The sequence below is a fragment of the Massilia varians genome (assembly GCF_027923905.1).
Classification (GTDB): Bacteria; Pseudomonadota; Gammaproteobacteria; order Burkholderiales; family Burkholderiaceae_D; genus Telluria; species Telluria varians_B.
Map to the genome: position 1 here is coordinate 5,515,436 of NZ_AP026966.1, position 25,857 is coordinate 5,541,292.

Genomic DNA, 25,857 nt, shown 5'->3' on the forward strand with positions numbered 1-25,857 from the left:
CACGCGTTCAAATCACGGTGCTGCTGCCTGCGCGGCTGTTCTATTGCTGGTTGAACGCGCGGACGGCATAGCCGTCCACCCTACGGAAGCTGGTCCTCTGCATTCCCCAGCCGGAGCCCTGGATTCATCTGCTCCAGCGCCAGCAAGGCCGCCGCATGATCCGCCGTCGGCAAGGCTTCCTCGATCGTCGCGTAGCGCCGCGTCACCAGTTCCGTCACCGGCAGCGTCAAGCCCGCCGCTTCCGCCGCCGCCAAGGCATTGCGCAAATCCTTGAGCTGGCTTTTGACCTGCCCGCCCGGCACGAAATTCCGCTCCAGCATGCGCTGCCCGTGCACCTCGAGGATCCGGCTGCCGGCAAAGCCGCCGCGGATCGCCTCGCGCACCGCGGCCGGATCGGCGCCGGCCGCTTGCGCCAGCAGCAGCGCCTCGGCCACCACGTTAAGCGTGGCGCCGACGATCAGCTGGTTGCACAGCTTGGCCACCTGCCCGCTGCCTACCGGGCCGACGCGCCGGGGCTTGCCCATCGCCTCGAAAATGTTGACCACCTGGTCAACATCCGTCGGGTCGCCGCCGGCCATGATGGCAAGCAGCCCCGCCTCGGCGCCGCCGACGCCGCCCGACACCGGCGCATCGATGAAACGGCAGCCCCGCCCCGCCAGGCGCGCATGGAAGGCGAGCGCCTCGTCATGGCGGGTCGAGCTCATGTCGATCCATAGCGTATCCGGCGCCAGCGCCGGCAAGGCGGCGTCCATCACCGCGCCCACCACCGGCCCGGCTTCGAGCATGGAAATGACCACCTGCGCAGTGCGCACCGCGTCGGCCAGGTCCGCCACCGGCTCCGCGCCGCTGCCGCGCAGCGCCTCGGCCTTGGCGACAGTCCGGTTCCAGGCGCGCACCGGGTAGCCGGCCCGGGCCAGGCGCTCCGCCATCGGCCTTCCCATCAGGCCGATCCCGAGGAAGGCAATGGTCCTCATCAGAACAGTCCGAGGAACTTCTTGACGGTGTTCTTGCGTCCCGGGACGACCAGATCGGTCACGCCCTTCTCGTTGAAGCCGTCCAGCAGCGCCGGGAAGCCCTTGCGCTTGACCAGGTCCATTTCCGCCTGGTAGAGCGGCACCACGCAGTGGAAATAGATGTCCTTGCCGTCGCGCTCGAGCGCGGCGAAGGCCTCCGGCGCCGATGCCGGCGGCAGCAGGATGGCGCCGGTGAACTCGACGCCCTTGGCATAGGGCTTGGCCGGTGCGCCGTTCGGCACCGTGTGGCCGAGGCCGAGCCAGGTCGCGTGCTGGTGCGGATAGTGCGCCAGGTGGCGCAGCAGGGCCACCGGCCAGTACCAGCGCTCGTCCCGCACCGAAGCTTCGTCCAGCTTCCAGTCACCAGGCAAGGCCATCATCAGTTCGCCGAAGGGCGGCGCACCTTCCGGCACGGTCATCGGGCGGCTGCTCATGCCCGACGTCACCAGGCGCAGGAAGGGAGTGCGCTCGTTGGCGGGCACCACATGGATGTCGACCTGCACCGGGTCGGCGATGGTATCGTGGAAAACGGTATCGATTCGGCCAAGGTGGGCGGCAATGTGTTCCGCTACCGGGTCATGCGGCAAGACGGTGGGCGCCACCTGCTGCTGGGTCGGCGCGGCAAGCGGGTACAAGGGAGTGCTGGTCGGTTCGGTCATGCGACAGTAGAAAAAGATGTGCGTTCTGCGAGGCGTCTATCATACCTGCGCGGCAGCGCAAGGTGGCGGACAACGCCGATTTGTTCTCGCTAGTACAATAGTGTGTTGCACAATATTTCATCGCTGCCAAGAAAGAAGAACATGCCTACTGTAAAGAACATTGCCGGCATTGCCGCCACCATCGCGCTGGCCCTCGGCGCCCAGGCCGCGCACGCCCAGGCCCTCGGCGGCTGGGCCGACTCGGCATCGCTCGAGTTCGGCACCAATCCCCAGCAGCGCATGCTGCGCGTCGCCGTCCAGAACGACTGGGACCAGCGCTGGTTCGCCCGCAACGGCTACCACCTGTCCGGCTACTGGGAAACCAACCTGGCCCTGTGGCGCCTGCGCGCCTACCAGAACGTGCCGGGCCGGACCAAGAACATCGCCGTGGTCGGCTTCACCCCGGTGCTGCGCTACCAGAGCGACAGCAAGCTCGGCCTGTATGGAGAGGTCGGCATCGGCGTGAACCTGTTCTCCACGCTGTACAAGAACGAGGACAAGGAACTGTCCACCGCCTTCCAGTTCGGCGACCACATCGGCGTGGGTTACACCACCGCCAAATGGGACTTCGGCCTGCGCTACCAGCATTACTCGAACGCCAGCATCAAGAGCCCGAACGGGGGCGCGAACTGGATCGTGGCCAAGGCCGCCTACAAGTTCTGAACGTGGCAGGCGGACGGGGTCCGCTTGCGATTTATGACACAATCGGGCCGGGGCGGGCCGCCCGGCCTGCCGGTATCACGAGGCCCGCTTGACTGATCCCAGCACCATCAAACGCTACCTGCCGTGGCTGGTCGCGACTGCCCTGTTCATGGAGCAGCTCGACGCCACCTTCGTCAATACCGCCATCCCCAGCATCGCGGCCAGCCTGCAGGTGACGCCGCTGAGCCTGAAGTCGGTGGTCACCAGCTACATCCTCGGCCTGGCCGTCGGCATCCCGCTCAGCGGCTGGATGGCGGACCGCTTCGGCACCCGGCGCGTGTTCTTCATCGCCATCTCCATCTTCACCATCGCCTCGGTCCTGTGCGGCCTGTCCGTGAACGCCCACATGATGACGGCCGCCCGCCTGCTGCAGGGCCTGGGCGGGGCGATGATGATGCCGGTCGGCCGCCTGGCCATCGTGCGCACCTTCCCCAAGAGCGAGCTGCTGGCGGCGATGAACTTCGTGATCATCCCGGCCCTGATCGGACCGCTGCAGGGACCGACGGTCGGCGGGCTGATCGTATACTGGACCTCCTGGCGCGTGATCTTCTTCATCAACGTGCCGGTGGGCCTGGCGGCGCTCTACCTGGTCTGGAAACACATGCCCGACTACCGCGGCCAGGAGAAACGGCCGCTCGACGTCATCGGCCTGGTCCTGTTCAGCAGCGGCACCGCGATCCTGTCCTGGCTGCTGGAAGTCTTCGGCGAGCACACCCTCGACGCCGTCACGGCCGCCCTGCTGCTGGCCCTGTCCCTCGGCCTGCTCGGCACCTACGCCTGGCATGCGCTGCGCATCAAGCATCCGCTGCTGCGGCTGACCCTGTTCAAGGTGCGCACCTTCCGCATTTCGGTGGCGGGGGGCTTCCTCACCCGGCTGGGCGTGGGCGCCCTGCCCTTCCTGCTGCCGCTGCTGTACCAGCTCGGGCTGGGCCTGCCGGCCTGGCAATCCGGTTTGCTGATGATGCCGTCCGCGGCGGCCGCGATGGGCATGAAGATGTTCGCGCCGCGCCTGCTGGCGCGCTTCGGCTACCGCCAGGTGCTGACCGTGAACACGGTGTGCATCGGCCTGACGATCGCGATGTTCACCCTGGTCGGCCCGGGCACGCCTTTCTATGTCATCGTCGCCATCAGCCTGGCGCAGGGCTTCTTCAATTCGCTGCAGTTCTCGAGCATGAACACGCTGGCCTATGCCGACATCGAGCCGCAGGACACCAGCATGGCGAGCACGATGTCGAGCTCCTTCCAGCAATTGTCGATGAGCTTCGGCCTGGCCGCCGGTTCGATCGTGACCGCCTGGTTCCTGGGGCCGGTGGCGCAGGACAACCGGGAACAGGTGGCGCAGGCCCTGCACCACGGATTCGCAACGCTCGCGGTCCTGACGCTGCTGTCGTCAATCGTGTTCTGGCGCCTGCGCCGCGACGACGGCGACAGCATCAGCCGCGGCCAGGCCAAGGCCAAGGAAGCGGAGCCGGTCGAAGCCGGCCAGGGGACCTAGGCATTCAGGAGAGGCAGGCGCCGCCCGATGGCGCCTGGTAGGGCACCGGCGCGCCCGGCTTCTCGACGTGGTAGTACAGCGAGACGATCTTCCAGCCGCCCTCATCGCGGTAGAGCTGGATGCTGTTGACGCCGACGTAATCGGCTTTGGCGGAGCTGGGGTCGCGCCGGGTTTCGACGATGCTGTACACGGTGGCGAAGCGGTCGTATTCCTTCACCTCGCGCACGACTTCGCACTCGTGGAATCCGTGCGGCCGCACCCGGCGCTGGTCGGCGATGAAGTCAGCCGCCGTCATCGACCGGAAGCGCGGCTCGCCGTCGCGATAGACGCCGCCGGCGACGATCGCATCGTCGCGGAACAGGCGCTGCAGCCGGTCCGCGTCCGCCGCCACGCCCGGAGCGTGACTCGAGGCTTGCCACAGCGCCGCGACCACGGCCTCGGGGCCCGCCGAGGCGGAAGCGATCAGCGGCAGGCAGGCGAGGATGGCAGGGAGCAGGCGGCGCATGGACGGGTTCTCGTAAAAGCGATTCCCGCAGTATAACGTTTACGGACAGCAAAAAGCCCGCAGGGAGCGGGCTTGGGAGGGAGTCAGCGGCGCCAGTGGCCGCGGCCGCGGCCGCGGTCATATCCGCGGTTGTCGCGCCAGCCGTGACCGCGATAGTAGCCGCGGCGCGGCGCATCGTAATAGCCGAGGCCCAGGTTCAATTCGACCGGGGGGCCGACGTAGGGGGAGTAGCCTCCGCCATAGTATGGATCGTAGCCGGCATAGGGCGGCCCGTACACCGCACATCCACCGAGTCCGGCGGCCAGCAGGAGTCCGGCCGCGCATCGTTTCAACACCCTGTTGCTTCGAGTAGTCATCTGAGCCCCCTAACGGTGAACCTGAGTTCAGTGTAGGTGTGGGCAGGGTAGATTCACATCAAAGTTACGTTTGCTAACCTCGTTTCTCGGCAGCATGCAAAGCTGCGAGCCGGGCCGGCCCGGCAGGATGCACCTCAGTTCAGCGGTTGCGGAATCACTTGTACGGAACCGCGTTTTCGGGTCTGCGGCACGGTGATCGGAGAAAAATAGATGCGTTTCTGCTCCATGGCGACATAGACGCGATGGCGATGCAGGAAGTCCGCCCCCAGTACCAGTGCTTCCCCTTCATGGCTCAAGTCCATCAGGCGCAGATCCAGGTCCTTGACCTCGAGTGAACCGATTGACATCAGGGGAACCGGGACCTTCCATACGGGCTTGTCGGCGGCATGTCCGGGCAACGGCGCCTCGCGTGTCGCGCCAGGCGAGTCCGGCGTCAATCCGAGCCTGGCCGCCGCGGCTTTCGGCACATAGGAATGGGGCGTCGCGGTGGACAGCAAGGCATGGATGGGCTGTCCACCGATCGTCGCGATGAAGGCGACGCGTGCGTCGCGCTGCCATGGGTGCCACAGGGCGAGGACCGACGCTGCCTGCGGATCCCAATAGGCCAGGTGCGCGCCGATGCAGCCGCTCGGATTGAAGGACTTCAGGTAACCGGCATCGAGGGCGATTTCGAGGTCGTTCTGAAGCAGCATGCCGGCGCCGACACGGACTCCGTAGGTATCGTCCATGAAGTTCTCGACCTTGTAGGTGCCGCCTTTGCCCTTGACTGGTCCGATCGAGAAATCCTTGATGTTCGCATGCGAAAAGTCCACGTAAAGGTCAATCGTCTTCGGATTGCGCATATCTTCGGCGTCCAGCTTGCTGGTCGTATGACGTACTTCAATACCGAGACGCTCCAGGATTTTTTTGTTGAACACCAGGGACTCCCCGGCGCCTGTGCTCAGCATGGCAGGAACGACGCTGCCATTGATCGTGGCTTCGCCGACCGGGCGCAAGTCATCCGCGAAGCTGAGGGGGATATGTGCTTGCTCCCGCATCTCGCAGCCTGCCGGCAGGGAATTCGCCCATGCCGCATGCGACATCAAAAGGCCGGCATAAAGTATGGCAATGGAAAGAATCGGACGCTGGAGGGTCATCGTCTTGTCCTGACTGGTTTGCGTGAAATGCAGTATAGGGCCTCGGATGAACACGAAACCGGCTTGGCGAAAATTACCCTTTTGAGATACAGACGTCGAATGAAGGCGATGTCGGCCGCACAAAGCAAAAAACCCCACCAAGGTCACCTGGTGGGGTTTTTCATATAAATAGCCTGACGATAACCTACTTTCACACTGGTTGCAGCACTATCATCGGCGCAAAGTCGTTTCACGGTCCTGTTCGGGATGGGAAGGGGTGGGACCGACTTGCTATGGTCATCAGGCTTTGACTTGTCGTGAGATTTGACCACATGGTCAAACTTCACCAATCCGGAAGAAGCAAGTTCTTGTTGTTCTTGGGGTAGCAGTATCAACAAACTGCAGCTGTATTCTTGACTTGTCTATAGCCTACCAAGGTTATAGGGACAAGCCGTACGGGCAATTAGTACTGGTTAGCTTAATGCATTACTGCACTTCCACACCCAGCCTATCAACGTCCTGGTCTCGAACGACCCTTCAAGGAGCTCAAGGCTCCGGGAAATCTCATCTTAAGGCAAGTTTCCCGCTTAGATGCTTTCAGCGGTTATCTCTTCCGAACTTAGCTACCCGGCAATGCCACTGGCGTGACAACCGGTACACCAGAGGTTCGTCCACTCCGGTCCTCTCGTACTAGGAGCAGCCCCCTTCAAATTTCCAACGCCCACGGCAGATAGGGACCAAACTGTCTCACGACGTTTTAAACCCAGCTCACGTACCACTTTAAATGGCGAACAGCCATACCCTTGGGACCGGCTACAGCCCCAGGATGTGATGAGCCGACATCGAGGTGCCAAACTCCCCCGTCGATATGAACTCTTGGGAGGAATCAGCCTGTTATCCCCAGAGTACCTTTTATCCGTTGAGCGATGGCCCTTCCATACAGAACCACCGGATCACTATGTCCTACTTTCGTACCTGCTCGACTTGTCGGTCTCGCAGTTAAGCACGCTTATGCCATTGCACTATTAGCACGATGTCCGACCGTACCTAGCGTACCTTCGAACTCCTCCGTTACACTTTAGGAGGAGACCGCCCCAGTCAAACTGCCTACCATGCACTGTCCCCGATCCGGATAACGGACCAAGGTTAGAACCTCAAACAAACCAGGGTGGTATTTCAAGGATGGCTCCACGGGAACTGGCGTCCCCGCTTCAAAGCCTCCCACCTATCCTACACAGATTGGTTCAAAGTCCAATGCAAAGCTACAGTAAAGGTTCATGGGGTCTTTCCGTCTAGCCGCGGGTAGATTGCATCATCACAAACATTTCAACTTCGCTGAGTCTCGGGAGGAGACAGTGTGGCCATCGTTACGCCATTCGTGCAGGTCGGAACTTACCCGACAAGGAATTTCGCTACCTTAGGACCGTTATAGTTACGGCCGCCGTTTACTGGGACTTCAATCAAGAGCTTGCACCCCATCATTTAATCTTCCAGCACCGGGCAGGCGTCACACCCTATACGTCCACTTTCGTGTTTGCAGAGTGCTGTGTTTTTATTAAACAGTCGCAGCCACCAGTTTATTGCAACCCTTTCACCCTTCCACAGTAAAGTGGTCAAGCTACCGGGGCGTACCTTATCCCGAAGTTACGGTACCAATTTGCCGAGTTCCTTCTCCCGAGTTCTCTCAAGCGCCTTAGAATACTCATCTCGCCCACCTGTGTCGGTTTGCGGTACGGTCTCGTATGACTGAAGCTTAGAGGCTTTTCTTGGAACCACTTCCGATTGCTTCGCACCACATGGGTGCCCGTCCCAGTCCCTTGAATCCTGCGCCCGGATTTGCCTAAGCGCCTTCTATGAACCAGAAACCAGCTATTCCAACAGCTGGACAACCTTCCGCGATCCGTCCCCCCATCGCATCATACGACGGTGCAGGAATATTAACCTGCTTCCCATCAGCTACGCATCTCTGCCTCGCCTTAGGGGCCGACTCACCCTGCTCCGATGAACGTTGAACAGGAAACCTTGGGCTTACGGCGTGCGGGCTTTTCACCCGCATTATCGCTACTCATGTCAGCATTCGCACTTCTGATACCTCCAGCATCCTTCACAAGACACCTTCGCAGGCTTACAGAACGCTCTCCTACCATATGTCAAAGACATATCCGCAGCTTCGGTGACTGGCTTAGCCCCGTTACATCTTCCGCGCAGGACGACTCGATCAGTGAGCTATTACGCTTTCTTTAAATGGTGGCTGCTTCTAAGCCAACATCCTGACTGTTTTAGCCTTCCCACTTCGTTTTCCACTTAGCCAATCTTTGGGACCTTAGCTGGCGGTCTGGGTTGTTTCCCTCTTGACGCCGGACGTTAGCACCCGACGTCTGTCTCCCAAGCTCGCACTCATCGGTATTCGGAGTTTGCAATGGTTTGGTAAGTCGCAATGACCCCCTAGCCATAACAGTGCTCTACCCCCGATGGTGATACTTGAGGCACTACCTAAATAGTTTTCGGAGAGAACCAGCTATTTCCAGGTTTGTTTAGCCTTTCACCCCTACCCACAGCTCATCCCCTAATTTTTCAACATTAGTGGGTTCGGACCTCCAGGGCGTGTTACCGCACCTTCATCCTGGCCATGGGTAGATCACCTGGTTTCGGGTCTACACCCAGCGACTGTCGCCCTGTTCGGACTCGATTTCTCTACGGCTCCCCTATTCGGTTAACCTCGCCACTGAATGTAAGTCGCTGACCCATTATACAAAAGGTACGCCGTCACCCCATCAAGAGGCTCCGACTGTTTGTATGCACACGGTTTCAGGATCTATTTCACTCCCCTCCCGGGGTTCTTTTCGCCTTTCCCTCACGGTACTGGTTCACTATCGGTCGATTACGAGTATTTAGCCTTGGAGGATGGTCCCCCCATGTTCAGACAGGATTTCTCGTGTCCCGCCCTACTTGTCGTACGCTTAGTACCACCGTCTGAATTTCGTGTACGGGGCTATCACCCGCTATGGCCAACATTTCCAGGTTGTTCCACTATTCAGTCGACTATCACGTACAGGCTCTTCCCATTTCGCTCGCCACTACTTTGGGAATCTCGGTTGATTTCTTTTCCTGCAGCTACTTAGATGTTTCAGTTCGCCGCGTTCGCTTTGCATACCTATGTATTCAGTATGCAATGACCCAAAGGGCCGGGTTTCCCCGTTCGGAAATCTGCGGATCAAAGTGTGTTTGCTCACTCCCCGCAGCTTATCGCAAGCTACTACGTCCTTCATCGCCTGTAATCGCCAAGGCATCCACCATGTGCACTTATTCGCTTGTCCCTATAACGTTGGCCCCTGCTGACAACAGGGATCGTCATAGAAATCAAGAGTACAGCTCGTTGCATGTTTGTTGATACTTGATTACTACCCTAAGTGTATGCTTTCGCATACGCTTAAAAAAACTTTACTTCTTCCAGATTGTTAAAGAACGAAAAACAGTGATCTCGAAAAGACCAAACCTAAGCATCTTCTTGCTTACGTTTGTACTTTCAGAACCAGGTAATGGTGGAGGATGACGGGATCGAACCGACGACCCCCTGCTTGCAAAGCAGGTGCTCTCCCAGCTGAGCTAATCCCCCGTTACTTGCGATAACTTGGTAGGGCTGGTTGGACTCGAACCAACGACCCCCGCGTTATCAACACGGTGCTCTAACCAGCTGAGCTACAGCCCCGACATACACTGTTGTTCTCTTTACTAACAGCCGATAAGCGTAGGCGCTTGATGATGAGACCTTAGTCTCTGGTGCTACTCTAGAAAGGAGGTGATCCAGCCGCACCTTCCGATACGGCTACCTTGTTACGACTTCACCCCAGTCACGAATCCTACCGTGGTAAGCGCCCTCCTTGCGGTTAAGCTACCTACTTCTGGTAAAACCCGCTCCCATGGTGTGACGGGCGGTGTGTACAAGACCCGGGAACGTATTCACCGCGGCATGCTGATCCGCGATTACTAGCGATTCCAACTTCACGTAGTCGAGTTGCAGACTACGATCCGGACTACGATACACTTTCTGGGATTAGCTCCCCCTCGCGGGTTGGCGGCCCTCTGTATGTACCATTGTATGACGTGTGAAGCCCTACCCATAAGGGCCATGAGGACTTGACGTCATCCCCACCTTCCTCCGGTTTGTCACCGGCAGTCTCATTAGAGTGCTCTTGCGTAGCAACTAATGACAAGGGTTGCGCTCGTTGCGGGACTTAACCCAACATCTCACGACACGAGCTGACGACAGCCATGCAGCACCTGTGTGAAGGTTCCCTTTCGGGCACTCCCAAATCTCTTCAGGATTCCTTCCATGTCAAGGGTAGGTAAGGTTTTTCGCGTTGCATCGAATTAATCCACATCATCCACCGCTTGTGCGGGTCCCCGTCAATTCCTTTGAGTTTTAATCTTGCGACCGTACTCCCCAGGCGGTCTACTTCACGCGTTAGCTGCGTTACCAAGTTAATTAAAACCCGACAACTAGTAGACATCGTTTAGGGCGTGGACTACCAGGGTATCTAATCCTGTTTGCTCCCCACGCTTTCGTGCATGAGCGTCAATCTTGACCCAGGGGGCTGCCTTCGCCATCGGTGTTCCTCCACATCTCTACGCATTTCACTGCTACACGTGGAATTCTACCCCCCTCTGCCAGATTCAAGCCTTGCAGTCTCCAACGCAATTCCCAGGTTGAGCCCGGGGCTTTCACGTCAGACTTACAAAACCGCCTGCGCACGCTTTACGCCCAGTAATTCCGATTAACGCTTGCACCCTACGTATTACCGCGGCTGCTGGCACGTAGTTAGCCGGTGCTTATTCTTCAGGTACCGTCATTAGCCGAGGATATTAGCCTCAGCCGTTTCTTCCCTGACAAAAGAGCTTTACAACCCGAAGGCCTTCTTCACTCACGCGGCATTGCTGGATCAGGCTTGCGCCCATTGTCCAAAATTCCCCACTGCTGCCTCCCGTAGGAGTCTGGACCGTGTCTCAGTTCCAGTGTGGCTGGTCGTCCTCTCAGACCAGCTACTGATCGTCGCCTTGGTAGGCCTTTACCCCACCAACTAGCTAATCAGACATCGGCCGCTCCAAAAGCATGAGGTCTTGCGATCCCCCACTTTCTTCCGTAGAACGTATGCGGTATTAGCGCAACTTTCGCTGCGTTATCCCCCACTTCTGGGTACGTTCCGATGTATTACTCACCCGTTCGCCACTCGCCACCAGACCGAAGCCCGTGCTGCCGTTCGACTTGCATGTGTAAAGCATGCCGCCAGCGTTCAATCTGAGCCAGGATCAAACTCTTCAGTTCAATCTCTGTTTGTCGAAACCGGTATTGCTACCGGTTTCGAAATCGATCCACTGGATCGATTTCGCTCACTCAAAATACTGACCGTTACTCATTGCTGAGCAACGTATTTCTTTTTTGTGAACATTTGATAATTTAAGTAATCACTGACCGAAGTCAGCGGCACCTTCATCAAACGCCCACACTTATCGACTGTTGATTGTTAAAGAACCTTGTTCTGTACTACCTTGCTGCACCTTGCGAAGCGTTGTGTTCGTCAGCAGCAGAGAAGTGAGATTATGCAGTGTTTCGCTTAACTCGTCAACCCCTCGTTAGCTTCGTCGCAGATTTCTCTGTGGAAATTGCTAACGTAACCACTTGATTCCGTTAACCTTTTCTGTTCGCGCTTTGCAGCGCTCCTGAAGCGGAGGCGCACTATAGCAAACGCTGACCGAGTCCGCAAGCCCTGTGCCCCGATGTTGGCGGGTGCGGTGCGTGTCGGTTCTGACAATGCCGGGTATATTGCGTGCCAAACCAGCATTCCGCTCGCACGGGTGCCACGAGCAATTGGAGAGCAGATGAAGCACCGTATATTTCGCCGGACCGCCATTGCCGCGGCATGCATGTCGGCCCCTCTCTGCGCGATCGCCCAGGAGGCGCGCGCCCCTATCAATGTCGTGGTGGTCAGCGCCACCCGCTCGGCGCACACGAGTTTCGACCTGCCGGCCGCGATCGACATCGTCGACGCATCCCAGCTGCGCGACACCCAGCCGCGCGTCAACGCTTCCGAAGCGCTGGCCGCGGTGCCGGGCCTGGTCGCCCGTGATCGCCAGAACTATGCGCAGGACCTGCAGATCTCTTCGCGCGGTTTCGGCGCCCGCTCGGCCTTCGGCGTGCGCGGCGTGCGCCTGGTGGCCGACGGCATCCCGGCCACCATGCCCGACGGCCAGGGCCAGGCCGCGACCTTCAACCTCGACATCGCCGAGCGCATCGAAGTGCTGCGCGGCCCCTTCTCCGCCCTGTACGGCAACCACTCGGGCGGCGTGGTCCAGCTGTTCACGCGCGATCCCAAGGGCGCGCCCTCGATCGAAAGCAGCTTTTCCGCCGGCAGCGACGGCCTGCGCAAGCTCGACGTGAACGCGCAGGGCAGCAGCGGCAAGCTCGGCTACTTGCTGGACGCCTCGCGCTTCGAGACCGACGGCTACCGTGCCCACAGCGCCGCCACCCGCGACCAGGCCTACGCCAAGCTGGTGGTCGAGCCGTCCGCCACCAGCCGGCTGGTCCTCACCGCGAGCGGCCTGCGCCAGGACGATACCCAGGATCCGCTGGGCGTCACCTGGGCCACTTACCAGCGCGACCCGCGCGCCGGCGAGATCGACACGACCGACACCCAGTCGCCGCAGCGTACCCTGGCCGATCGTTACGACACCCGCAAGAGCATCGACCACCAGCAGTTCGGCCTCACCTGGGAACAGCGTTTCGGCTCCGACCGCCTGCTGCTGACCGCTTATGGCGGCAACCGCCGCGTGATCCAGTACCAATCGTTCTCGCGAGGCTTCCAGGCGCCGCCCACGCACTCCGGCGGCGTGATCGATTTCGACCGCGACTTCCACGGCATCGACGCCAACTGGCGCGCGGTGCGCGAACTGGCCGGCGGCACGCTGCGCGCCACCGTCGGCCTGGAGGTGGCGCGCTCGGTCGATGATCGCCAGGGTTTCGAGAACTTCGTCGGCAATACCTTCGGCGTGAAGGGCAACTTGCGGCGCGACGAACGCAATGAAGTCAGCAGCGTCGACCCTTATGCCCAGCTGGAATGGGAGCGCGGGCCATGGGTGCTGACGGGCGGCGTGCGCCGCAGCCGCATCAGCTTTGACGTCACCGACCGCTTCCTCGCCAATGGCAACGACAGCGGCAGCGTCGACTATCGCCACACCTCGCCGCTGGTGGGCGTGCTGTACAAGGTCTCGCCCTCGCTGAACGTGTATGCCAGCGCCGCGCGCGGCTTCGAAACCCCGACCCTGAACGAACTGTTCTACTCGGGCAGCGGCGCCGGCTTCAACTTCCGTCTCGGCCCCGCCATCGGCAAGCACCTGGAAGCCGGCGTCAAGGCCATGCTGATGCCCGGGGTGCGCATGAATGCGGCCGTGTTCCAGGTCCGCACCGAGGGCGAACTGGTGGTCGACAGCTCCTCGGGCGGCCGCACCAGCTACCGCAATGCCAGCGCCACCCTGCGCCAGGGCGGCGAACTGTCGCTCGATGCGGAACTCGGCGGCGGCTGGAACGCGCGCCTTGCGCTCACGGCGCTGCGCGCCACCTACGAGGAAGGCTTCGGCGCCGTGCCCGAGGGCAGCCGGCTGCCGGGCATCCCCAAGACCAGCCTGTACGGCGAGTTTGGCTGGAAGGAGCAGTCCGGCCGCTTCGGCGCCGCCGTGGAGACGATCGCCAACAGCCGCGTCTATGCGGAAGACACGAATACCGCCACGCCGGCGCCGGGCTATGCCATCGTCAATGCGCGGGTGCAGGCCAGCCAGCAGCTGGGCCGATGGCGGTTCAAGCAGTACGCGCGCCTGAACAACCTGTTCGACCGCAATTACGTCGGCTCGGTCATCGTGGGCGACACCAACCGCCGCTATTACGAAGCCGCGCCCGGACGCAACTGGATCATGGGCGTCAGCGCCCAGTACCAGTTCTAGGCTTTTGCGATCGCGGTGTGCGCGGGCAGCGCCACACCGGGATAGAGCTTCGCCAGCACGGCGTCGGCGGCGGGCACCAGCACGGCTTCCACCAGCGCCACCGCCGCCGCCTCGTCCGGCGCGGCGCGTACCGACTTCCACAAGTCCGGATGCGCGGCCATGCGCTCGCCCAGGGCCCGCTCGACTTCCTCCTGCCAGAAGGCCGGCGCTTCGCCTTCGACCCAGTTGCCGCGCCCGCGGCCGAAGTGGGCCACCGCCAGGTAGCGCAGCACGGCGCTGACCAGGAGCGACTGCAGGAAGGGATCGGCGAACTGCACGCCCGGCTTGTCGCGGTCCATGCGCTGGTTGAAGCCCCAGGCAGCGCCGGCCATCGTCAGCCCGCCGACGATCGCCCCCAGCAGCGCACCCGCTCCCATGGTCAGGCCGCCCGCCATCATGTCGGCCGACAGCCCCGTCGCCGCGCCCGACACGACCGCGCCGAGCAGGCCGGCCTGGGCCTTGTCCACCGGCGCGTGCACCGCGAAGTTATCGCGCACGCGCGCGTTGATGGCGAGCGCCTGGCCCGGATCGATCCGGTGCAGGGCAAGCATGCGCGCCGTCGCGCCGTTGATGCGGGCATTCAAGCGTTCGACCAGCGCCGCCATCGCCAGCTCCTGCCGCCGCTGTTCGTCCTTGCCGATGCCGACCGCCTTGAGCGCGCTGCGCAGCATGCCGCGGCCCTCCTGCGCGATCGGTTCGGCATCGCGTGCGGCCGCCGCCAGCTGCTCGGCCGAGACGCGCAGCGCGCCCAGGTAGCGTTGGCGGTTGGCGGCGGACCAGGCCTGGAGCAGGCGCGCATAGCCGGGCCGCTTGTCGTCGGCGATCAGGCGCCCGATCGCTTCGTAGAACACGTGCTCGTGCACCCAGCAGCGCGCGAAGGCGTCCAGCGGCAGCACTTCCTTCACCACCGGGAATTGGGCCAGGTGCTGGCGCCAGCGCTGCTGTTCGCCGGATTCCTCGGCGCCAGGACGCGGCGGCCCCATCTGGTTGAGCAGCACCGCGACCGGCTTGCCGAGCCACTCGAGGATCTTCATCTCGGACGGCAGGTAGCCGGCATCCTGGGGAGATTCCGACGAGTTGACCAGGTAGAGGATGACGTCGGCTTCCTCCTTGGCCGCGCGCAGCGCCTGCTGGCTGAGCCAGAACGGGCGGTCGCGGTAGCGGTCGAACACCTCGCGCAGGAACCAGCCGATCGGGTTGCCCGCCATCGACAGGCGCTTCAGGAGGCGCACCGAATCGCCGAAGCCCGGCGTGTCCCACAACACCAGGGTGTCGCCGGCCGCGCTGGTCTGCAGCGGGTGGGCCTCGGCGAACTGGGTCACGTGGGCGGCGTCGCGCACCTCGCCCACGTCCATGCCGACCAGGGTGCGGGCCAGCGTCGTCTTGCCGTTGTTGGTGTGCGAGACGAGCGCGAACTGGATCTTGACCGGTTCCGGGTTCAGCGCGTTCATCGCAGCTCCGGCAGTGACAGGCCGGCGCCCAGCTCGAGCGGATGCTTCTCGGGCTGGAGCAGGTTCACGAAGGTGGCCGAGGTGCCGTGGAAGCTGCAGAACTGGCGCCACAGCGCGGTGCGCTCGGCCACGCGCGCGGCATTGCCCTGCTGCTCGCCGATACGCTCCACCAGCGGCGATTCGTCTACCAGGACGGCGACGCCGCGCTTCACGCGCCGGCTCAGGTAGTCGAGGAAGGCGCCGTGGTTCTCCTTCTCGGGGGTGGCGGCCAGGCTGAACAGGACGGCGGTGACGGTCACGCCCGCTTCGTCGAGCGTCGTATCGTGCAGGGCCTCCTTCGGATCGATGCCATAGGCGGCCGTGGGACGCAGCTGGACGCGCGCCTGCGCCCCGAGCGCGCTCGCGGCGATCGCCCACAGGCCGCGGTCGCGCGCTTCGTCGAGCGTGTAGCTGTAGGGGAGCACGCGCAGCAGTGCCGGGGCGCCGGCGCCGATGCTGTCCGCCAGCTTGCGGTAATAGGGCTGGTCGAGGTCGAGCGGGAAGCGGCGCGCCAGCCGGCGGGCGCGCCAGGCCGCGAAGCCGGCCAGCAGCAGGCGCGGCAGCACGACCAGCAGCAGCAAGGTTGCGCCATACAGGTGGACCCAGCGCTCGCCGCTCGCGGCATTCACCATCCGTCCGAAGCGCAGCAGCTCGATCTCGGCCAGCGAGAAGCCTTGCAGGAAGTGGAAAACGCTCATCGCCGGCATGAACAGCCAGGACAGCAGGGCGTGGACCTCGCGGCTGTCGAGGAAGGTGCTCTCCCAGCCGACCACATATTGGTTCAGCAGGCCGCGCGCGTACAGCGACGCGATCGCGCCGAGCGCGAAGAAGGCGGCGGCCAGGTGGACCGTCCGGCTCAGGCGCGCACGGGTCAGCGGCGCGCTGAGCGCCGCCCATTCGCCCATGAAGACGGCGATGCCTTCGGCCAGCGGCGCCGGCAGCTTGCGCGGCACGGCGGCCTTGCCCACGCTCAGGCGGCGCAGCAGATTCGGACTCGCCCATCCATGGCGTCTGCCGGGCGCCATTGCCCCCATCAGGGCCCAGACCAGCATGCACAGATAGACCAGCAGGTTCCAGCCGATGATCAGGAGAAAGGGAGCCGAGAGCAGGTCGACGCGGTGCGGGTCGGCGATGCGGTCGATGACTGCGCCCGAGACGAAGGCCAGGAAAGGCAGGGCCAGCCAGACACCGCCCAGGCCTAGGCGGCGCTTGGCGAATGCGCCGAAGGCAGGCGTGCGTTCGCCCAGGCGTTTCAGGATCTGCTCGGAGCGCTGCTGCAGGAAATGCTGCTGGGTGACGGCGCTCTTGCTGTCGGCCGCCTGCCAGGCGGCGAGTTCCTTCGCGCTGCGGCTTGCGTACTTACGGTCATCGTCGCTCAGCACCGTGTGATCGACGTCGGCGGACTCGATGGCGCGTACCAGTACGACATTGCGTGCGACCTGTTCGTTCATGCTTCTCCTGTCATGGTTGAAATGGCAAGGCTACAGGTGCATTGTGCCGCAGTTTGGGACCGGGCATCACCCCCGCGCTCCTTGCAGGGGAAGCGAGGCGTAAAAAAACCCGGGAAACCCGGGCTGGCAATGTCCTTGCGCCGGCGTTCAGCTGCCGGGATTCTTCTTGTTCGGCTTGCTGCTGAAGTCCGAAGCGGGCTGGTCGGGCCGGCGCTGCAGCCCTTCGCTGCCGCCCATGCCAGAGTCCGATTGCTGGGAGCCGGCATGCTGGTATTGCTCGATGCCCCCTGCGCCGGATTGCTGGGCTTCACCCAGTCGATCCTGTTCGGCCTGCGCCTGCATGCGCTGGCCGCGCTGGCGAGCGCTCCAGCCCTGGTGGACCGAGCCGGCGCCGCCGCGCTGGCCGCGGCCGCCCGTGTCCGACTGCTGCGAACCGGTGTTGGCCATCGGGAAAGGCGATTCGGGTCCGCCGCGCATCACGGCGCCGGGCGCACGCGTCTGCATGCTCCCTTCCGCAACCGTCAGGCCTTTCGGCTTGTGGATACCGCGCGAACGATTGTCGCCACCCAGGCTTTTTTCCTTCGATTTCATGATTCCTCCTTCGCTTCGCTGAACCGATGGACCGATCATGCGCGCCCGGACAGCAGGGCTGTATAGGAGAAGACTCCGAGCCAGCGTAGGAATCACCGTACAGTTACCTTGAAGTGCGGCAAAAGCTAGCTGGAACAGGCTGCTAGCATTTTCGCTTGCCATGCCAAGGGGAAATGCGATGAAGTCCGGCCTGCCCAAGCTCTGCCTGCTGTTCGCCCTGTGCCTCAGCCTCGCGGCAAGCGCCGGCTCATCGGTGAAACGCCGGGTATGGATCACCATGGGCGACGCGGCTTATCGACAGGTCAAGACGATCGCTCCCGATGCGGTCGCGATCGACAGCCGCCAGCTGCCTGCGGAAAAGGTGCATGCCATCGTGATCGATGAAGGCAGGCTGGCAGCGATTTCCGGCCTGATCCACCAACGCCTGGGACAGTGCGGCGGCTACATGTTCCACGGCAGCCAAGCGGAGGCCCGTGCGGCGCTCGAGCGGCGCCGCACCCTCGCACCGCTACCCACGTACCGGATCGGTCAGCGCGAACTGGTCGAGCCCATGCTGGCGGGGATGCAGGAGAAGCAGATCGAGGCGAGCATCCTGAGCCTGAGCGGTTTTACCAACCGCTATTTCCGGAGCCAGTCGGGTGTCGAGGCGTCGAACTGGCTGCTGTCGGCCTGGCGCGAGCTCGCTGCCGGCCGCGCGGACATCTCGGTGATGCAGATCAATCACCCGGGCTACCCGCAGCCGTCCGTCAGCCTGACCATCGCAGGATCGGACCTGGCGGAAGAAACCGTCGTGGTCGGGGCGCACCTGGATTCGATCGTCGGCTTCGGGATGAGTGAGACGACACGCGCGCCGGGTGCGGACGACGATGCTTCCGGCGTCGCGAGCATGACCGAGGCGCTGCGCGCGCTGATCCTGAGCGGCTACCGTCCGCGCCGCACGATCCAGCTCATCGCCTACGCGGCGGAAGAAGCAGGACTGCGCGGCTCGCAAGACATTGCGCGCCAGTTCAGGCAGGCGGGCAGGAAGGTGGCCGGCGTGCTGCAGCTCGACATGACGAATTACAAGGGGGCGGCGAACGACATCTACCTGATCACCGATTACACGAACAGCCAGCAGAACGCCTTTCTCGCGCAGCTGATCGGCAGCTACCTGCCCGGACTCACGGTCGGCTACGACAAATGCGGTTATGGCTGTTCGGACCACGCGAGCTGGGATGCGCAAGGCTATCCGGCGTCGATGCCTTTCGAGTCGTCGCTGGCGCGTGACAACCCGCACATCCACACGTCAAGGGACACACTGGCCAACTCGGGCAGCCAGACTGCCCACGCGCTGAAATTCGCGCGCCTGGCGGCGGCCTATATGGTGGAACTTTCCGCCAATTAGCTGGCCAGTCAGGTATGGGGAACCAGCCCGCTCTCCGGTCCCGGTTGTCCGCTCACGACGGGTTCGCTCAGGTCGCGCTGCAGGACGGTGCGGTACAGCACACCGGCAAGGACGCCGCCGAGCAGCGGCGCAAGCCAGAACAGCCACAATTGCGCGACTGCCCAGCCACCGACGAACAAGGCCGGGCCGGTACTGCGCGCGGGATTGACCGAGGTGTTGGTGACCGGAATACTGACCAGGTGTACCAAGGCAAGCGCAAGACCGATCGCGATGCCGGCGAATCCTACCGGCGCACTTGCATGGGTTGCGCCCAGGACCACGAGCACGAACATGAAGCTCATCACGAGCTCGCATACCAGCGCGGCCCCGAGCGAATGGTTTCCTGGTGAGTGACTGCCGTAGCCATTGGCCGCAAACCCTGCCTGGACGTCAAATCCCGCCTTGCCGCTCGCGATGAGGTAGAGGACGGCGGCGGCGGCCACCGCGCCCGCGACCTGGCTGACCATATAGGGGGCGAGATAGCGCGCCGGGAAGCGGCCGCCCGCCCACAGGCCAAGGGACACGGCTGGGTTGAAGTGAGCTCCGGAGATCGGGCCGAGTGCGTAGGCGCCGGTCAGGACAGTCAGGCCGAACGCGAGCGAAACGCCGACGAGGCCGATGCCCACCTCCGGAAATGTGGCGGCCAGGACTGCGCTGCCGCAGCCACCCAGGACCAGCCAGAATGTGCCGATGAACTCCGCAAGAAGTTTGCTGAACATGATGTCCTCCGCGATTCGCCCGAACGCCATGAGTGCATTCTAGATGCGGTCAAAACTGACCACGAAGGAAGGATTCTGGACTTTGATGTATCGCAAACGTCCTGCGACTCAGAAAAGCAAAAAACCCCACCAGGGTCACCTGGTGGGGTTTTTCATATAACTAGCCTGACGATAACCTACTTTCACACTGGTTGCAGCACTATCATCGGCGCAAAGTCGTTTCACGGTCCTGTTCGGGATGGGAAGGGGTGGGACCGACTTTCTATGGTCATCAGGCTTTGACTTGTCGTGAGATTTGACCACATGGTCAAACTTCACCAATCCGGAAGAAGCAAGTTCTTGTTGTTCTTGGGGTAGCAGTATCAACAAACTGCAGCTGTATTCTTGACTTGTCTATAGCCTACCAAGGTTATAGGGACAAGCCGTACGGGCAATTAGTACTGGTTAGCTTAATGCATTACTGCACTTCCACACCCAGCCTATCAACGTCCTGGTCTCGAACGACCCTTCAAGGAGCTCAAGGCTCCGGGAAATCTCATCTTAAGGCAAGTTTCCCGCTTAGATGCTTTCAGCGGTTATCTCTTCCGAACTTAGCTACCCGGCAATGCCACTGGCGTGACAACCGGTACACCAGAGGTTCGTCCACTCCGGTCCTCTCGTACTAGGAGCAGCCCCCTTCAAATTTCCAACGCCCACGGCAGATAGGGACCAAACTGTCTCACGACGTTTTAAACCCAGCTCACGTACCACTTTAAATGGCGAACAGCCATACCCTTGGGACCGGCTACAGCCCCAGGATGTGATGAGCCGACATCGAGGTGCCAAACTCCCCCGTCGATATGAACTCTTGGGAGGAATCAGCCTGTTATCCCCAGAGTACCTTTTATCCGTTGAGCGATGGCCCTTCCATACAGAACCACCGGATCACTATGTCCTACTTTCGTACCTGCTCGACTTGTCGGTCTCGCAGTTAAGCACGCTTATGCCATTGCACTATTAGCACGATGTCCGACCGTACCTAGCGTACCTTCGAACTCCTCCGTTACACTTTAGGAGGAGACCGCCCCAGTCAAACTGCCTACCATGCACTGTCCCCGATCCGGATAACGGACCAAGGTTAGAACCTCAAACAAACCAGGGTGGTATTTCAAGGATGGCTCCACGGGAACTGGCGTCCCCGCTTCAAAGCCTCCCACCTATCCTACACAGATTGGTTCAAAGTCCAATGCAAAGCTACAGTAAAGGTTCATGGGGTCTTTCCGTCTAGCCGCGGGTAGATTGCATCATCACAAACATTTCAACTTCGCTGAGTCTCGGGAGGAGACAGTGTGGCCATCGTTACGCCATTCGTGCAGGTCGGAACTTACCCGACAAGGAATTTCGCTACCTTAGGACCGTTATAGTTACGGCCGCCGTTTACTGGGACTTCAATCAAGAGCTTGCACCCCATCATTTAATCTTCCAGCACCGGGCAGGCGTCACACCCTATACGTCCACTTTCGTGTTTGCAGAGTGCTGTGTTTTTATTAAACAGTCGCAGCCACCAGTTTATTGCAACCCTTTCACCCTTCTGCAGTAAAGCAGTCAAGCTACCGGGGCGTACCTTATCCCGAAGTTACGGTACCAATTTGCCGAGTTCCTTCTCCCGAGTTCTCTCAAGCGCCTTAGAATACTCATCTCGCCCACCTGTGTCGGTTTGCGGTACGGTCTCGTATGACTGAAGCTTAGAGGCTTTTCTTGGAACCACTTCCGATTGCTTCGCACCACATGGGTGCCCGTCCCAGTCCCTTGAATCCTGCGCCCGGATTTGCCTAAGCGCCTTCTATGAACCAGAAACCAGCTATTCCAACAGCTGGACAACCTTCCGCGATCCGTCCCCCCATCGCATCATACGACGGTGCAGGAATATTAACCTGCTTCCCATCAGCTACGCATCTCTGCCTCGCCTTAGGGGCCGACTCACCCTGCTCCGATGAACGTTGAACAGGAAACCTTGGGCTTACGGCGTGCGGGCTTTTCACCCGCATTATCGCTACTCATGTCAGCATTCGCACTTCTGATACCTCCAGCATCCTTCACAAGACACCTTCGCAGGCTTACAGAACGCTCTCCTACCATATCTATTGCTAGATATCCGCAGCTTCGGTGACTGGCTTAGCCCCGTTACATCTTCCGCGCAGGACGACTCGATCAGTGAGCTATTACGCTTTCTTTAAATGGTGGCTGCTTCTAAGCCAACATCCTGACTGTTTTAGCCTTCCCACTTCGTTTTCCACTTAGCCAATCTTTGGGACCTTAGCTGGCGGTCTGGGTTGTTTCCCTCTTGACGCCGGACGTTAGCACCCGACGTCTGTCTCCCAAGCTCGCACTCATCGGTATTCGGAGTTTGCAATGGTTTGGTAAGTCGCAATGACCCCCTAGCCATAACAGTGCTCTACCCCCGATGGTGATACTTGAGGCACTACCTAAATAGTTTTCGGAGAGAACCAGCTATTTCCAGGTTTGTTTAGCCTTTCACCCCTACCCACAGCTCATCCCCTAATTTTTCAACATTAGTGGGTTCGGACCTCCAGGGCGTGTTACCGCACCTTCATCCTGGCCATGGGTAGATCACCTGGTTTCGGGTCTACACCCAGCGACTGTCGCCCTGTTCGGACTCGATTTCTCTACGGCTCCCCTATTCGGTTAACCTCGCCACTGAATGTAAGTCGCTGACCCATTATACAAAAGGTACGCCGTCACCCCATCAAGAGGCTCCGACTGTTTGTATGCACACGGTTTCAGGATCTATTTCACTCCCCTCCCGGGGTTCTTTTCGCCTTTCCCTCACGGTACTGGTTCACTATCGGTCGATTACGAGTATTTAGCCTTGGAGGATGGTCCCCCCATGTTCAGACAGGATTTCTCGTGTCCCGCCCTACTTGTCGTACGCTTAGTACCACCGTCTGAATTTCGTGTACGGGGCTATCACCCGCTATGGCCAACATTTCCAGGTTGTTCCACTATTCAGTCGACTATCACGTACAGGCTCTTCCCATTTCGCTCGCCACTACTTTGGGAATCTCGGTTGATTTCTTTTCCTGCAGCTACTTAGATGTTTCAGTTCGCCGCGTTCGCTTTGCATACCTATGTATTCAGTATGCAATGACCCAAAGGGCCGGGTTTCCCCATTCGGAAATCTGCGGATCAAAGTGTGTTTGCTCACTCCCCGCAGCTTATCGCAAGCTACTACGTCCTTCATCGCCTGTAATCGCCAAGGCATCCACCATGTGCACTTATTCGCTTGTCCCTATAACGTTGGCCCCTGCTGACAACAGGGATCGTCATAGAAATCAAGAGTACAGCTTGTTGCATGTTTGTTGATACTTGATTACTACCCTAAGTGTGCTCGCTCATCGTTTCCGATTCGCTTACACGCTTAAAAAAACTTTACTTCTTCCAGATTGTTAAAGAACGAGAACTACACTTACCTAAAGCGCGGGCTTTACATAAATGCAGTCGAACAGGTAAATGGTGGAGGATGACGGGATCGAACCGACGACCCCCTGCTTGCAAAGCAGGTGCTCTCCCAGCTGAGCTAATCCCCCTTGTGGTGGGTCTGGTTGGATTCGAACCAACGACCCCCGCGTTATCAACACGGTGCTCTAACCGACTGAGCTACAGACCCAAACTGTTCTCGTTACTTAATTCCAACAGCCGATAAGCGTAGGCGCTTGATGATGAGACCTTAGTCTCTGGTGCTACTCTAGAAAGGAGGTGATCCAGCCGCACCTTCCGATACGGCTACCTTGTTACGACTTCACCCCAGTCACGAATCCTACCGTGGTAAGCGCCCTCCTTGCGGTTAAGCTACCTACTTCTGGTAAAACCCGCTCCCATGGTGTGACGGGCGGTGTGTACAAGACCCGGGAACGTATTCACCGCGGCATGCTGATCCGCGATTACTAGCGATTCCAACTTCACGTAGTCGAGTTGCAGACTACGATCCGGACTACGATACACTTTCTGGGATTAGCTCCCCCTCGCGGGTTGGCGGCCCTCTGTATGTACCATTGTATGACGTGTGAAGCCCTACCCATAAGGGCCATGAGGACTTGACGTCATCCCCACCTTCCTCCGGTTTGTCACCGGCAGTCTCATTAGAGTGCTCTTGCGTAGCAACTAATGACAAGGGTTGCGCTCGTTGCGGGACTTAACCCAACATCTCACGACACGAGCTGACGACAGCCATGCAGCACCTGTGTGAAGGTTCCCTTTCGGGCACTCCCAAATCTCTTCAGGATTCCTTCCATGTCAAGGGTAGGTAAGGTTTTTCGCGTTGCATCGAATTAATCCACATCATCCACCGCTTGTGCGGGTCCCCGTCAATTCCTTTGAGTTTTAATCTTGCGACCGTACTCCCCAGGCGGTCTACTTCACGCGTTAGCTGCGTTACCAAGTTAATTAAAACCCGACAACTAGTAGACATCGTTTAGGGCGTGGACTACCAGGGTATCTAATCCTGTTTGCTCCCCACGCTTTCGTGCATGAGCGTCAATCTTGACCCAGGGGGCTGCCTTCGCCATCGGTGTTCCTCCACATCTCTACGCATTTCACTGCTACACGTGGAATTCTACCCCCCTCTGCCAGATTCAAGCCTTGCAGTCTCCAACGCAATTCCCAGGTTGAGCCCGGGGCTTTCACGTCAGACTTACAAAACCGCCTGCGCACGCTTTACGCCCAGTAATTCCGATTAACGCTTGCACCCTACGTATTACCGCGGCTGCTGGCACGTAGTTAGCCGGTGCTTATTCTTCAGGTACCGTCATTAGCCGAAGGTATTAGCTTCAGCCGTTTCTTCCCTGACAAAAGAGCTTTACAACCCGAAGGCCTTCTTCACTCACGCGGCATTGCTGGATCAGGCTTGCGCCCATTGTCCAAAATTCCCCACTGCTGCCTCCCGTAGGAGTCTGGACCGTGTCTCAGTTCCAGTGTGGCTGGTCGTCCTCTCAGACCAGCTACTGATCGTCGCCTTGGTAGGCCTTTACCCCACCAACTAGCTAATCAGACATCGGCCGCTCCAAAAGCATGAGGTCTTGCGATCCCCCACTTTCTTCCGTAGAACGTATGCGGTATTAGCGCAACTTTCGCTGCGTTATCCCCCACTTCTGGGTACGTTCCGATGTATTACTCACCCGTTCGCCACTCGCCACCAGACCGAAGTCCGTGCTGCCGTTCGACTTGCATGTGTAAAGCATGCCGCCAGCGTTCAATCTGAGCCAGGATCAAACTCTTCAGTTCAATCTCTGTTTGTCGAAACCGGCATTGCTACCGGTTTCGAAATCGATCCACTGGATCGATTTCGCTCACTCAAAATACTGACGAAACCTTCTTGCGAAGATTTACGTTTATTTCTTGTGAACATTTGATAATTTAAGTAATCACTGACCGAAGTCAGCGGCACCTTCATCAAACGCCCACACTTATCGACTGTTGATTGTTAAAGAACGGGGACGCCTAGTCCGTTTTCTGTACTACCTTGCTGCACCTTGCGAAGCGTTGTGTTCGTCAGCAGCAGAGAAGCGAGATTATGCGGTGTTCTGCGTTTATCGTCAAGCCCCTCTTTTTTCTCTTTCGCTGTCGCTGCTTTGAAAGCTGCGATGTGCGTCGAAGAAATGAGACTATAACAAATGCCTGTATGCGGCGCAAGTGGGTGGAAGGCGAACATGCCACATCCCGTTACCACGCCTCATAGTCTCTATCTATCGATAACTTCAATTAAATTTTCTTTTAGCTATGAATGCGAATCGCTATCATTTGCAAGACAGTAGTGTTAACGAAGCATAGGAAGAGCAAGCATGGTCATCGCCGCCAAGAAAACCAGCCAGGTCATCGCCCACATGGCGATTGCCTTCTTCATTGCCTATGCGGTCACGGGTTCGGTCGTCTTCGGCGGAGTGGCGATCCTCATCGAACCTATCATCAATGTCTCGCTGCTCCCGCTGCACGAGAAGGCGTGGGCTGCCATGCGTGCCGGCGCCCTGAACGAGCGCGAACGCTACCTGCGCATCGCTGCCGAAAAGCTGAGCCAGACCCTCCTGCATATGGGCGTAGCCTTCACGGTGATGTATTTTGCTACCGGCTCGCTCGCCTTTGGCGGCATGGCCGCCGTACTCGAACCGGTCTGCAACGTGTTGCTGCTGCCGGTCCACGACCGCTTCTGGAACAAGCTGTGTCAACGGCGATTGAAAACTGATACAGATATCGTCGTGCCAGCGATTTAAAACTG

At 60.0% G+C, this 25,857-nt stretch carries 15 protein-coding genes, 4 tRNA genes and 6 rRNA genes; 5 read left to right on the forward strand and 20 right to left on the reverse strand.

Features of this window, described 5'->3' with window-relative positions; genetic code table 11:
* Positions 1-80 precede the first annotated feature (80 nt).
* Positions 81-974 carry an NAD(P)-dependent oxidoreductase gene (locus MasN3_RS24870; RefSeq protein ID WP_281911110.1) on the reverse strand — a complete coding sequence of 298 codons (894 nt, stop codon included), beginning with the start codon at positions 972-974 and terminating at the stop codon, positions 81-83.
* A complete protein-coding gene (locus tag MasN3_RS24875; protein ID WP_281911112.1) occupies positions 974-1,672 on the reverse strand; it encodes a suppressor of fused domain protein in 699 nt (232 codons plus the stop codon). Before MasN3_RS24875 ends, MasN3_RS24870 begins: the two co-directional genes overlap by 1 nt.
* A 141-nt stretch (positions 1,673-1,813) precedes the next feature.
* Here MasN3_RS24875 and MasN3_RS24880 point away from each other — a divergent pair, with 141 nt between their 5' ends.
* Both MasN3_RS24880 and MasN3_RS24885 read left to right on the forward strand, forming a co-directional pair.
* Positions 1,814-2,374 carry an acyloxyacyl hydrolase gene (locus MasN3_RS24880; protein ID WP_281911114.1) on the forward strand — a complete coding sequence of 187 codons (561 nt, stop codon included), beginning with the start codon at positions 1,814-1,816 and terminating at the stop codon, positions 2,372-2,374.
* Between the two features lie 88 nt (positions 2,375-2,462).
* Positions 2,463-3,908: a DHA2 family efflux MFS transporter permease subunit gene (locus tag MasN3_RS24885; protein WP_281911116.1), complete on the forward strand. Its 1,446-nt coding sequence runs from the start codon at positions 2,463-2,465 to the stop codon at positions 3,906-3,908.
* 4 nt (positions 3,909-3,912) lie between these two features.
* Here MasN3_RS24885 and MasN3_RS24890 read toward each other — a convergent pair whose 3' ends face one another.
* The 8 genes from MasN3_RS24890 to MasN3_RS24925 form a co-directional block, all read right to left on the reverse strand.
* Positions 3,913-4,413 (reverse strand): nuclear transport factor 2 family protein, encoded by a 501-nt coding sequence (locus MasN3_RS24890; RefSeq protein WP_281911119.1) that lies wholly within the window; start codon positions 4,411-4,413, stop codon positions 3,913-3,915.
* A gap of 83 nt (positions 4,414-4,496) precedes the next feature.
* The gene (locus MasN3_RS24895) at positions 4,497-4,748 is read right to left on the reverse strand and encodes a hypothetical protein (protein ID WP_370662319.1); all 252 of its coding nucleotides are present in this window, start codon (positions 4,746-4,748) and stop codon (positions 4,497-4,499) included.
* 155 nt (positions 4,749-4,903) lie between these two features.
* The gene (locus tag MasN3_RS24900; RefSeq protein ID WP_281911124.1) at positions 4,904-5,905 is read right to left on the reverse strand and encodes a pepsin/retropepsin-like aspartic protease family protein; all 1,002 of its coding nucleotides are present in this window, start codon (positions 5,903-5,905) and stop codon (positions 4,904-4,906) included.
* A gap of 171 nt (positions 5,906-6,076) precedes the next feature.
* Positions 6,077-6,189: ribosomal RNA gene (gene rrf / locus MasN3_RS24905) — 5S ribosomal RNA — on the reverse strand.
* Positions 6,190-6,326: 137 nt separating this feature from the next.
* Positions 6,327-9,201: ribosomal RNA gene (locus tag MasN3_RS24910) — 23S ribosomal RNA — on the reverse strand.
* Between the two features lie 223 nt (positions 9,202-9,424).
* Positions 9,425-9,500 (reverse strand) — tRNA-Ala (locus MasN3_RS24915).
* A gap of 16 nt (positions 9,501-9,516) precedes the next feature.
* Positions 9,517-9,593, reverse strand: a tRNA-Ile gene (locus MasN3_RS24920).
* Between the two features lie 83 nt (positions 9,594-9,676).
* Positions 9,677-11,207, reverse strand: a 16S ribosomal RNA gene (locus MasN3_RS24925).
* The 16S, 23S and 5S rRNA genes sit together here with 2 tRNA genes alongside, the layout of an rRNA operon.
* A gap of 599 nt (positions 11,208-11,806) precedes the next feature.
* Between MasN3_RS24925 and MasN3_RS24930 the strand changes: the two genes are divergently transcribed.
* Entirely contained in the window at positions 11,807-13,876 is a 2,070-nt protein-coding gene (locus MasN3_RS24930; protein WP_281911127.1) for a TonB-dependent receptor family protein, read from the forward strand.
* Here MasN3_RS24930 and MasN3_RS24935 read toward each other — a convergent pair.
* The 3 genes from MasN3_RS24935 to MasN3_RS24945 form a co-directional block, all read right to left on the reverse strand.
* On the reverse strand, positions 13,873-15,366 hold the full coding sequence (locus MasN3_RS24935) for a DUF3482 domain-containing protein (RefSeq protein ID WP_281911129.1): 1,494 nt from the start codon (positions 15,364-15,366) through the stop codon (positions 13,873-13,875). The two genes, MasN3_RS24930 and MasN3_RS24935, sit on opposite strands and share 4 nt — an antisense overlap.
* Complete coding sequence (locus tag MasN3_RS24940) at positions 15,363-16,856, reverse strand: DUF2868 domain-containing protein (RefSeq protein WP_281911133.1); 1,494 nt, start codon at positions 16,854-16,856, stop codon at positions 15,363-15,365. The genes MasN3_RS24935 and MasN3_RS24940 overlap by 4 nt, the downstream gene beginning before the upstream one ends.
* Positions 16,857-17,003: 147 nt before the next feature.
* Entirely contained in the window at positions 17,004-17,447 is a 444-nt protein-coding gene (locus tag MasN3_RS24945; protein ID WP_281911135.1) for a hypothetical protein, read from the reverse strand.
* A gap of 178 nt (positions 17,448-17,625) precedes the next feature.
* Between MasN3_RS24945 and MasN3_RS24950 the strand changes: the two genes are divergently transcribed.
* Entirely contained in the window at positions 17,626-18,831 is a 1,206-nt protein-coding gene (locus MasN3_RS24950) for a M20/M25/M40 family metallo-hydrolase (RefSeq protein WP_281911137.1), read from the forward strand.
* Positions 18,832-18,839: 8 nt separating this feature from the next.
* Here MasN3_RS24950 and aqpZ read toward each other — a convergent pair whose 3' ends face one another.
* The 7 genes from aqpZ to MasN3_RS24985 all read right to left on the reverse strand — a co-directional run bounded on the left by aqpZ (position 18,840) and on the right by MasN3_RS24985 (position 25,296).
* Positions 18,840-19,589, reverse strand: coding sequence for an aquaporin Z (gene aqpZ, locus MasN3_RS24955; RefSeq protein ID WP_281911139.1), 750 nt, complete (start codon positions 19,587-19,589; stop codon positions 18,840-18,842).
* A gap of 163 nt (positions 19,590-19,752) precedes the next feature.
* Positions 19,753-19,865: ribosomal RNA gene (gene rrf, locus MasN3_RS24960) — 5S ribosomal RNA — on the reverse strand.
* Between the two features lie 137 nt (positions 19,866-20,002).
* Positions 20,003-22,878: ribosomal RNA gene (locus tag MasN3_RS24965) — 23S ribosomal RNA — on the reverse strand.
* A 222-nt stretch (positions 22,879-23,100) separates the two neighbouring features.
* Positions 23,101-23,176 (reverse strand) — tRNA-Ala (locus tag MasN3_RS24970).
* A gap of 3 nt (positions 23,177-23,179) precedes the next feature.
* Positions 23,180-23,256, reverse strand: a tRNA-Ile gene (locus MasN3_RS24975).
* An 82-nt stretch (positions 23,257-23,338) separates the two neighbouring features.
* Positions 23,339-24,869: ribosomal RNA gene (locus MasN3_RS24980) — 16S ribosomal RNA — on the reverse strand.
* A 199-nt stretch (positions 24,870-25,068) separates the two neighbouring features.
* Complete coding sequence (locus MasN3_RS24985) at positions 25,069-25,296, reverse strand: hypothetical protein (protein WP_281911141.1); 228 nt, start codon at positions 25,294-25,296, stop codon at positions 25,069-25,071.
* Positions 25,297-25,426: 130 nt separating this feature from the next.
* On the opposite strand from MasN3_RS24985, the gene MasN3_RS24990 reads away from it, so the two are divergent.
* Positions 25,427-25,852 (forward strand): DUF2061 domain-containing protein, encoded by a 426-nt coding sequence (locus tag MasN3_RS24990; protein ID WP_281911143.1) that lies wholly within the window; start codon positions 25,427-25,429, stop codon positions 25,850-25,852.
* Positions 25,853-25,857 lie beyond the last annotated feature (5 nt).

What these genes read in the sequence shown, in the direction of transcription:
- MasN3_RS24870 (WP_281911110.1), bottom strand. Translation starts at nt 974, where the DNA reads ATGAGGACCATTGCCTTCCTCGGGATCGGCCTGATGGGAAGGCCGATG.
- MasN3_RS24875 (WP_281911112.1), bottom strand. Translation starts at nt 1,672, where the DNA reads ATGACCGAACCGACCAGCACTCCCTTGTACCCGCTTGCCGCGCCGACC.
- MasN3_RS24880 (WP_281911114.1), top strand. Translation starts at nt 1,814, where the DNA reads ATGCCTACTGTAAAGAACATTGCCGGCATTGCCGCCACCATCGCGCTG.
- MasN3_RS24890 (WP_281911119.1), bottom strand. Translation starts at nt 4,413, where the DNA reads ATGCGCCGCCTGCTCCCTGCCATCCTCGCCTGCCTGCCGCTGATCGCT.
- MasN3_RS24900 (WP_281911124.1), bottom strand. Translation starts at nt 5,905, where the DNA reads ATGACCCTCCAGCGTCCGATTCTTTCCATTGCCATACTTTATGCCGGC.
- MasN3_RS24930 (WP_281911127.1), top strand. Translation starts at nt 11,807, where the DNA reads ATGTCGGCCCCTCTCTGCGCGATCGCCCAGGAGGCGCGCGCCCCTATC.
- MasN3_RS24935 (WP_281911129.1), bottom strand. Translation starts at nt 15,366, where the DNA reads ATGAACGCGCTGAACCCGGAACCGGTCAAGATCCAGTTCGCGCTCGTC.
- MasN3_RS24940 (WP_281911133.1), bottom strand. Translation starts at nt 16,856, where the DNA reads ATGAACGAACAGGTCGCACGCAATGTCGTACTGGTACGCGCCATCGAG.
- MasN3_RS24945 (WP_281911135.1), bottom strand. Translation starts at nt 17,447, where the DNA reads ATGAAATCGAAGGAAAAAAGCCTGGGTGGCGACAATCGTTCGCGCGGT.
- MasN3_RS24950 (WP_281911137.1), top strand. Translation starts at nt 17,626, where the DNA reads ATGAAGTCCGGCCTGCCCAAGCTCTGCCTGCTGTTCGCCCTGTGCCTC.
- aqpZ (WP_281911139.1), bottom strand. Translation starts at nt 19,589, where the DNA reads ATGTTCAGCAAACTTCTTGCGGAGTTCATCGGCACATTCTGGCTGGTC.
- MasN3_RS24985 (WP_281911141.1), bottom strand. Translation starts at nt 25,296, where the DNA reads ATGTTCGCCTTCCACCCACTTGCGCCGCATACAGGCATTTGTTATAGT.
- MasN3_RS24990 (WP_281911143.1), top strand. Translation starts at nt 25,427, where the DNA reads ATGGTCATCGCCGCCAAGAAAACCAGCCAGGTCATCGCCCACATGGCG.